At 69.6% G+C, this 8,948-nt stretch carries 9 protein-coding genes; 7 read left to right on the top strand and 2 right to left on the bottom strand.

Going from position 1 to position 8,948, the window contains the following annotated elements; genetic code table 11:
• The 4 genes from ACSAMQ_RS18780 to ACSAMQ_RS18765 form a co-directional block, all read left to right on the top strand.
• Window positions 1-489, top strand: a 489-nt coding sequence (locus tag ACSAMQ_RS18780) for a hypothetical protein (protein ID WP_435397118.1), incomplete at its 5' end; no start/stop codon positions are given.
• 79 nt (window positions 490-568) lie between these two features.
• Window positions 569-1,402 carry a hypothetical protein gene (locus ACSAMQ_RS18775; protein ID WP_435397117.1) on the top strand — a complete coding sequence of 278 codons (834 nt, stop codon included), beginning with the start codon at window positions 569-571 and terminating at the stop codon, window positions 1,400-1,402.
• Window positions 1,403-1,666: 264 nt separating this feature from the next.
• Window positions 1,667-2,146, top strand: coding sequence for a hypothetical protein (locus ACSAMQ_RS18770; protein WP_435397116.1), 480 nt, complete (start codon window positions 1,667-1,669; stop codon window positions 2,144-2,146).
• 200 nt (window positions 2,147-2,346) lie between these two features.
• On the top strand, window positions 2,347-2,679 hold the full coding sequence (locus tag ACSAMQ_RS18765) for a hypothetical protein (protein WP_435397115.1): 333 nt from the start codon (window positions 2,347-2,349) through the stop codon (window positions 2,677-2,679).
• A gap of 794 nt (window positions 2,680-3,473) precedes the next feature.
• On the opposite strand, the gene ACSAMQ_RS18760 is transcribed toward ACSAMQ_RS18765, so the two are convergent.
• Entirely contained in the window at window positions 3,474-4,760 is a 1,287-nt protein-coding gene (locus ACSAMQ_RS18760; RefSeq protein WP_435397114.1) for a hypothetical protein, read from the bottom strand.
• 509 nt (window positions 4,761-5,269) lie between these two features.
• Here ACSAMQ_RS18760 and ACSAMQ_RS18755 point away from each other — a divergent pair.
• On the top strand, window positions 5,270-6,391 hold the full coding sequence (locus tag ACSAMQ_RS18755; RefSeq protein WP_435397113.1) for an acyltransferase family protein: 1,122 nt from the start codon (window positions 5,270-5,272) through the stop codon (window positions 6,389-6,391).
• A 320-nt stretch (window positions 6,392-6,711) separates the two neighbouring features.
• A complete protein-coding gene (locus tag ACSAMQ_RS18750) occupies window positions 6,712-6,936 on the top strand; it encodes a hypothetical protein (RefSeq protein WP_031373937.1) in 225 nt (74 codons plus the stop codon).
• Between the two features lie 55 nt (window positions 6,937-6,991).
• On the opposite strand, the gene ACSAMQ_RS18745 is transcribed toward ACSAMQ_RS18750, so the two are convergent.
• The gene (locus ACSAMQ_RS18745) at window positions 6,992-8,089 is read right to left on the bottom strand and encodes a glycosyltransferase family 4 protein (RefSeq protein ID WP_435397112.1); all 1,098 of its coding nucleotides are present in this window, start codon (window positions 8,087-8,089) and stop codon (window positions 6,992-6,994) included.
• A 377-nt stretch (window positions 8,090-8,466) separates the two neighbouring features.
• Here ACSAMQ_RS18745 and ACSAMQ_RS18740 point away from each other — a divergent pair, with 377 nt between their 5' ends.
• Entirely contained in the window at window positions 8,467-8,853 is a 387-nt protein-coding gene (locus ACSAMQ_RS18740) for an ArsR/SmtB family transcription factor (protein WP_435397111.1), read from the top strand.
• Window positions 8,854-8,948 lie beyond the last annotated feature (95 nt).

The following is an 8,948-nucleotide window of genomic DNA, read 5'->3' as shown; positions in this document are numbered from 1 at the left end:
GCCGGCGAGGCGCATGCCCGCACCGTCGCCGAGCACTCGCGCCAGCACGGCCGCCTCGAAGAACGCAACGCCGGCAGCGGCCAGGACCAGGGCCGCCAGGAACTCGCGAGCCTGCCGCCGGCCGAGGCCTCGGCGATGTGGCAAGCGCAGCTGGCGATGCGCGACGCCGCCACCCAGACCCAGCCGAGCCTGCCGAATTCGAACGCGGCCGCGTTCGCCGACCTGATCGAGCGCCACGTGCGCCAGCTCGCGGTCGGCGAGGGCGCTGCCGGCGGCGAGGAAGGGCAGGTTCTGCTGCGTCTGGCCGACAGCACTTTGCCGGGCACCGATCTGCTGCTGACGAAGACCGCCGAAGGCTGGCAACTGCGCGCCGACGTGCGCTCGCGTTCCAGCTTCGATGCGATCCGCGACGCCAGCCCCGAGCTGATGCGCCGCTTCGCCTCGCGCAATCTCGGCCAGCTCAGCATCGATCCGCATTTCCACGACTGAGCCTAGGCCCGCGCGCGTCCGGCAGGCGTCGAGCCGTGCCGGCGGAGCGGGCAGGGAGATCTCGCTCATGGACCGCTGCATGGCCAACCGCACGTCCGCCGCCGCCGCGCTCGCCTGGCTGCTGCTCGCCGCCGCGCCGGGCGCCGCGCGCGCGCAGGACAATGCGCCCTTGATCGACGGCGTCGGCGCTTACACCCATTCGCAGATCATGCGTCACCGCGGCGACGAAGCCGCGACGCCGGCCGGCAAGCGAGGCCAGGACACGACGCCGGACCGGCGCGCCGCCAAGCGACCCGCGCTGAGCCTCGACAGCCTGAGCTTCGCGCCGGCGCCGGCGGTATCGAAGGCCCTCAACGCCGCCTTCGCCGACAGCCTGACCGGACGCCGGCCGACCCTCGACCACGCGACCTTGCGCGCCATCGACGCCGAGTTCGTACGCAACCCGCGCTTTCGCGAATTGCTGGCGCGCCAGCTCGGCGGCGACCGCGACCAGGTCCTGCTGGCCCTGCAATCCGGCCGTCTGCAGGCGCAGTTCCAGCGCCGCCTGGCCGAACACGGTTATTCCTCGCGCAACCTCGGCGACGTCGTCAACGCCTTCATGATCTACGGCTGGACCCTGGTCAACGACGGCGCGCGCAGCGATCACGGCGCGGCTTTCGCCGCGCTGCGCCAGCGCCTGACCGACAGCCTCGCGCGCGGCGAGGCGATGACCACCATGGAGCGCAGTCGCATGCAGGAAGCGGCCGAGCTGTACGGTCTGGTCGCGACCCTGGCCGCGGCGGCCTGGCAGAACGCCGGCAGCCCGGCCGAGCGCGCCAGCCTGCGCGACGGCGTCGCCGCCATCGGCCGCGGCATCGGCATCGATTTCCGCCGCGTGGCCCTGACCGACCGGGGGTTCGCGCCGCGGCGCTGAGCCGCATCGATCCGCTCATGCCGGGCTTCGCGCCCCGCGGTTTGCCGCGTGGCGCGGCGCCGCCGACCCTGGGGGCGTTCCCAGGCTTTCGCGTTCGCGGGCATCGCCGATACTCGATGGCCCCGGCTCGATCGCCTGCGGCCGCGACCGCCGGGAGATGATCCCCGTCAAAGATCGGCGCGCCGCCGCTTCCTGGGCGTCGCGCCCGCAGTGTCTACTGATTCGTTATCGCCATCACCGCCATCGTTGCGACAGGAGAGTCCGATGTCCCAGCCCTTCACCCCGACCCAGGAACAGCGCGAGCAGATGTTCGCCGACTTCGAGGCCCTGTTGAACGAACAGTCCGGCATCGACGCGGCCGACCGCGACGCGCTGCTGCACCACTTCGCCCGCGCCCTCGACGAAGCCAAGCCCGACGATGCGGCCGACCCGCAGGCGCTGATGGCCAACCTCAGCCAGACCCTGGATCTGTTGCAGGAGAACCGCATCATCCAGCCCGGCGACCGCGACGGCCTGACCAAGGCCTTCGAGGCCCCGCTGAAGGACCCGAAGGTGCAGCGCGCGCTCGAGTTCAGCCAGCGCAGCCAGCGCGACGGCGAGGAGAAGGCGCGGCAGTGGCTGGAGACCCAGCCCGACCTGGAAGGCGAGGCGACCTCCAGCGGCGGCGGCTCGACGCCGGCGCCGCCGCCGAGCGGCCTGCCCTCGTCGCTGGGCATCAAGAAACCGGTCAAGACCTACCGCTGAATCGGCGCCGCCGGCGACGCGGGGTGAGGGCGTTCACAAATCCTGCGAAATCGCCCCGCCGCAACGGTTTCGCCCTAGGGAACGCCCCAGCTATACAGCCTTGCGGCGATCCCGATAATTCACCTACAGGCTTACCAATCCCGCTACCGCAGGCGATCTGACCGGGGCGGCTGATCTACCCAAAAACCAGGGAGAGCGTCATGTCGGATATCAACACTCAGTACGCCCAGTTGTCGCAGCAGAACATGGTCGACAGCGCAGGCGTCGACGAGTCGGGTAATTCCAAGCGCGGCGGCCGTTCCGGCGCGGGTGGCGGCTGGCTGGTGGCGTTCGCCACCGCGATGGGCAAGCTCATCGAAAAGGCCGGCGAAGCCCTGATGAACAAGGCCGAAGCGATCGGCGACAAGCCGACCGCCGCCGACTCCACCGAGCTGACCGTGCAGAGCCAGATGTACTCGATGTTCATCAACGCCGTCAGCACCGCGTTGAAGACCATGGGCGAAGCGCAGGGCGCGATGGCCAAGCGCAACTAAGCCGTACACGACCCCGGTCGTACGAACGCCAGGCCCCCGGGCCTGGCGTTTTCGTTTGTGCGGCCGATTCGTTCGTACGGATGTTTCGTGCGTACGAGCAGTTCGTTCGTAAGGACGAATGCGACGCGATCGGAGCGCGGTGGCACGTCCACCGCTATGCGGCGACCCATCCTCTGTAGGAGCGGCGCAAGCCGCGACCGCACCGTTCCAGGCCGGTACGTCCTCTTCGATGCCGCAGTCATGGTTTTAGCCGTTGTCGTACGCCGCCTCGATCTCGCGAAGGCAATCGAAGACCCAAAGGCGGCCCGCACGGATGCGGGCCGTTTTTCATCGGGACAGGGAGGTCCGTATGAAAAATCACCGCGGATGCACCGCTCGTGCGGGCCTGTGATTCAAAGCAAAGCAACTTCTTTGGTTACCTTTCTTTTGTTGCTTCAGACAAAAGAAAGTAACCCGCCGCTTTAGTGGCGGAAGCTTCGGGTTTGATCTTGGCCCTGATCATGATCGTCCATGAAAGATGCGCCGCAAGACCGCCGCAGGCGATGTCGCGGCTTGCGCCGCTCCTACCCTCGCGAAAGCACGCCGCTTAAATGGACGACGCCGGCTTTGCGGCCTCTGCGCGTCCCGTGGTCGCGGCTTGCGCCGCTCCTACCCTTCGCGAAAGCACGCCGCTTCGATGGATAACGCCGGCTTTACGGCCTCTCCGCGTCCCGCGGTCGCGACGTACGTCGCTCCTGCAGGGACGGGTTCGCAACAGCGATGCGAAGCTCCGTAGCGCAAGCGCCCCAGCCGCCTCAGCCGCGACGATTCAACCGCCGCCCCAGCCACCACGCGCCGGCCGCGACCGTAACCCCCAAGAACAACGCCAGGCCGCTGACGCCCGGGGTGGCGCGTTCGCTGACGAATTCGCTGCCGGGCAACAGGATGATCACCGCCATCGCCAGGCAAGCGTAGGCGACCACGGTCAGCACCCAGAACAGCCACTGCAGCGCACGCAGCACTTCGCGGCTGGGTTCGGCCTCATGGCTGGTGCGATGAGTGCCGCCGCGGCCGAGCGCCCACAACCAGTACGTCAGCGAAGCCTGGTCGACCTTGGCGCCGCGCCGCAGCGGGCGGCGGTAGGGACTGTCGGCATACACGGCCGTGTTGAGCGGGCTGTCGCCGCGCATCAGGTTGAGGCGGTCGTTGGCCAGCGGCAGGTTGCGCGGGTCGTTCGGCGCGGCGTTGACCATCAACGGCACCACGGTCGGCGCGACCAGCGCTTCGCTGGCCGGGGCGGCGACATTGGCCGGCACCACGGCCGGCGGTGTGCTCAGGCGCTGCATCATCGACAACTGGTTGAGCAGGTTCTGCTGCGCGAGCAAGGACTCGCTGTACAGCGCGCTCGCCATCGGCGCGGCCAGCACCGCGTTCGGCGTCGCCACCGGCACCGCGAGCGCAGGCGCCGCCGCATAGGCGACCTGCGCCGGCAGGCCGGCGTTGGCCGCGGCCGCCACGCCCGGGTTGCCGAGCATCGCGGTCTGCACGCCGGAGGGTTGCATAGTCATCGCGCTGCCCGGCACCGCATCGGCCGACACCGGCCGGTTCATGCCGCTCAACCCGGTGGCGTTGCCGAGCGCGCGCTCGGACAAGGTCGGCGGCGGGTACTGGGTGATCTGGTTGAACGCGGTCTGGGTGTTGCCGCTCGACTGCATCGACTGACCGGGCAGCAGGCGGCTCGGATAGGCAGCGATCTGGTCGTCCATCGCCGAGCCGGAACTCACCACGTTCGGGGTGTTGTGCGGGCGGTCGTGCTCGGCCGAGCCCGGCGCGGTGCCGGACGGCGGCGTGACCGGACTGGTATCGCCGCCGTGACTGTTATCGACCCCATTTCCGCCGGTGTTGCCGTGGCCGCCGTGCGGCTTTTCCAGGCCCGGCGGGCCGTCGCCGTTCAACCCCGGCGGCGAGCCGGGGCCGTGGTGATCGTCGCCGCCCAGGCCGGGCAGGCCCAGGCCGAGCGGGTCGTGGCCGGGACCGCCCAGGCCGGGAAAGGACGGGCGGCCGCCACCCAGAAGTCCGGGTAAATTCGGAAAACCCGACATGGGCGTTCTCCCAGCAGAAACCTCGCACCGGATCGATAGCGCGCCCCTGGAAATTAATCCGCTGGGCCGTCGCGGGCATCCTCGGGCCGACCCTAGGTCAGGCGGTCCGCACCGGCACCGCAGGACGGCTTCCAGGCGGAGCCGTGGCGAGACCAGCGAGATGCCGCATCCGCTCGGACGCGCCGGTGCCGCAGGCGCCGTCCTCGACGCGCAGATGCCGCAGGAGGCGGCCTCGCTCGCCGTCGATCTGCCACGCCCTCGACACCGCGCCGTCGAACGCGCAAGCATCGTGCCGGCATCGGCGGCGCGTCCGCCTCATCGCCGGTGTGGCCCGCTGGCTCGCGATCGCCGCGCGAACGTGGCAACGCAGGCGTTTTTCGCTTGCGAATCCTCTTGTTGCGGCCGTGGCTCTCGGCGAGACTGGTCGCGCGGTTTCCACCTCGCGGCGCAATGCCGCGATGCGATCGCAGCGCCATCCCTCTGTCGTACATCCACCTTCAGGACCATCAATGAGCCGACTGCCCGGCCTCGATCTGCTGCGCGCGATCGCGATCGTATGGGTAATGTTCTTCCATGCCGCCGCACTCGGCTCGCCGTATCCGCCGATGTCGCGGTTCGGGTGGATGGGGGTGGACTTGTTCTTCGCTCTCAGCGGTTATCTGATCGGCTGGCAGGTGCTCAAGCCGTTGAGCCGCGGCGAACCGTTGCGCTGGAGCGATTTCTACCTGCGCCGCGCGATGCGCGTGCTGCCTGCGTTCTGGGCGGTGATCGCGCTGTACCTGCTGGTGCCCGAGTTCCGCGAGCGCCCCGGCATGCAGCCGGTCTGGCAGTTCCTGACTTTCAGCGTGAACCTGCTGATCGACTATCAACACAACAAGGCTTTCTCGCATGCCTGGTCGCTGTGCGTGGAAGAGCATTTCTATCTGCTGTTTCCATTGATGGCCTGGTGGCTGACGCGGCGTCCGGCGTTGTGGAAAACCGTCGCGGTCGCCGTGGCATTGGTCGCAGGCGGCATGGTCTTGCGCGCCTGGGTCTGGCATTCGAGCCTAGACGACGGCAGCACCGCGTGGGTCGAGCGCATCTATTACCCGACCTGGATGCGCCTGGACGGCTTGCTTGCCGGAGTCCTGCTCGCGGCGATCCGCGCCTACCGCCCGTCGTGGTGGGCGGCGATGATGCGGCGCTGTGGCGTGTTGCTCGCGCTCGGGCTGGCCGGCGTCGCCGCAGCGATTTGGCTGTCGCAGGATCGCCTGGGCTTCCAGGCCTCGGTGTTCGGTTTCCCGGTGGTTTCGTTCGGGCTCGCGTTGCTGGTCGCGGCCGCGGCTTCGGAGCAGCGCTGGACCGGCCGGGTGCGGGTGCCGGGCGCCGCCTGGCTCGCCGCGGCGTCGTTCAGTCTCTACCTGACCCACAAGCAGATGTTCGGCCTGGTCTCGCGCCATTACGGCGACCGGCTCGACGGCCACGGCCTGCTCGCGCTCGTCGTCTATGCCGCGGCGGCGCTGCTCGGCGGCGCGCTGCTGTATTACGCGGTGGAGCGGCCGTTCCTGCGCCTGCGCGATCGCATCGTGCAGCGACGCGACGACCGCCGCACGCCCGCACCCGCCGCGGCGGTGCCGGCCGCACAGGCTTGAGCCGAGGCGGTTCGGCCGCTTCCCCGCCTCCCGGCCTGACCTCCCCCGTCCTGTTCATCGGCGAGCGATGCGCGAGACGTGACTTTCGTCATGTTTCGAGCATCCCGGCTATGGCCTAAGGTGGGGAAAGCGCTCCGGAACGCGTTCGGAATAAGGAGAGTTCCGGAATCGTCGGCCGCGATGCAGATCGCAGGCGGCGAATCCGGCCCGGTCCGTCCATGCGTCCCCCGGCGTGGGCGCCTACAGTCCAGTGGCCCGGCCCGTCCGTGCCGATGTGCTCGAAGCGGGCTTTGCCCGTCGTTGCCAGAGGGGTGTGAACGATGCATCGAACCCGTGCCGAACTCGACGGCGATCTGTGCCAGCTGCGTGCCGCTTTGCCGATGTGGCGGCGCCAGTGGCGCGACGATGCCGTGTTCTGGCCGCGCGTCGACAGTCTGGTCGAACGGCTGTTGACGGTGACGCCGCGCCCCGAGCGCGGCCACGTGGTCTCCAACATCAACCGGATGCTGGCTTCGCAGGGCTTGCAGCACGCGCCCTACGAATAAGGCCGGCGAATAAGGCCCGCGCGCCTCGCCTTCGCGGCCGCATCGGTGTCTGCGGCTATCTGATCAACTCGTCGAGCAGGGCCGCCACGCGCGCGGCATAGGCGTTCGGCGCGAAGCGCTGGGCAAAGGCGCGGCGCTGTTCGGCGTTGCCGTCGATCGCTTCGCGGCCGAGCTGGATCATCAACCGAGTCAGCATCGGCCGGTCGTGCGGATCGAAGCGCGGCATGTCGCCGGGCGCGACTTCCTCCAGCGCGCTGCCTTCGGCGACCGCGACCGGCGTGCCGGCGGCGAGCGCTTCCAGCACCGGCAGGCCGAAGCCTTCCGCGTACGAGGGTTGCCACAGGCGCTCGGCATCCACGTACAGGCGCGCCAGCCCTTCGTCGTCGAGCTCGTCGAACCAGTGCACGCCGTTGAGCCGGCGCAGTTCCGGGCCGACGTCGGCGGGCGAGCCGACCACGGCCAGGTCCGGCGTGTCGTAATGCCGGCGGCGCGCGTCGAGCCAGGCGCGCAGGAACAGGTCGGCGTTCTTGCGCGGCTCGCGGGTGCCGACCAACAGCCAGTAGCGCGGCGGCAGGGCGAGCGGTAGCTTGCTGCGGTCGGCCGGCGGCGGCAGCGGCGCGACCGCATCGGGCAGCACGTAGAGCTTGTGCGCGTGGGCCGGATACAGGCGCCCGCATTCGGCCGTGGTGTAGCGCGACGGCGTCCAGATCGCGTCGGCGTTGGCGATCGCGTGGCCGATCCGGATCCGGTCGCTCAGCGCGCGCCACGGCGAGGTGCCCGGGCGGCGCAGGGTCAGCCGGAACAGGTCGTGCAGCAACACCACCTGGCGCACCCCGGCCGGCTTGCGCCACAGCGGCAGGCCGCCGTCGGCGGTGGCGATGTAGAGGTCGATCTTTTCCCGGCGCAATGCCGCCGGCAGGAAACCGGCGTCGTAGTGCCAGCGATCGCGCAGGCCGGGGTCGTCGTCGAGCGACAGCGGCGCGTCGTCGCTGACCGCGATGGCGCGATGCGGATGCTCGGCCGGCGCGGCGGTGAACAGCACCGTGTCGATGCCGCTGCGGCTGCGCAAGGCGCGTTCCAGAGCCAGTACCTGGCGCCCGGCCGGGGACGCCGGGGCGGTAGTGGCGGCGCGGTAGTCGAGGCCTATGCGCATGCGGCAGGCCTCCGGGCAGGAACCGGCCGTGGCCGCGCGATGACGACGACGGTGGCCGTCGTGCGTGCGCAGGCAACCATCACGTTGGAGTACGAATGCTTCATCGGGGATCCCGCAAGGGCAGACCACAGACGGGATTGCAGCCGGGCGACCTTCCCTGACGAGTGCGATATTACTGCGAATTGCATCACATTTATTATGTGACGCAAGCCGACGATGTTGACCGCTTCGGTCGGCTCGCCATGAAATCGCCGAACGAAGACTCAGCTCCCCAATGCAGCTAAACATCCTTTCGCCGGTGCAGCGGTCGCGCCGCTTGACAGCCTGGGCCGCCGGCTTTATCAACGGATCAGTTATTTAACCTATCGGTTCATAGAATGTCCGTCGACTCGCTCAATGCGACCTTCGCCGCCCTGGCCGACCCGACCCGGCGCGCGATCCTGGCCCGGCTCGCCCAGGGCGAGGCCGGGGTGACCGAACTGGCCGAGCCCTTCGCCATGAGCCTTCCGGCGATCTCCAAGCACATCAAGGTGCTCGAACGCGCCGGCCTCATCGCGCGCGGCCGCGAGGCGCAGTGGCGGCCGTGCCGGCTCGAGACCGAGCGGCTGCAGGAAGTCTCCGGCTGGCTCGACCGCTACCGGCAGATCTGGGAACAACGCCTCGACCGCCTAGACGACTACCTCGTGCAGCTGCAGGCGACCCAGGCCGGCGGCGGCGACCCGCCCCGAACCGGGAGCAAGCGCGATGAGCCCGATCCCGACTGACCGCCGCCGCGGCTTGGGCCGCGCGGGCCGCGAGCGGAGCCGCCGCCATGGCTGACGCCGGCGCGTCCGAACGCAAACGCGACGGCGCCGAGTCC

The sequence above is a fragment of the Lysobacter sp. 1R34A genome (assembly GCF_051217035.1).
GTDB lineage: Bacteria > Pseudomonadota > Gammaproteobacteria > Xanthomonadales > Xanthomonadaceae > Lysobacter.
This window is presented reverse-complemented; position numbering and strand designations above follow the sequence as displayed.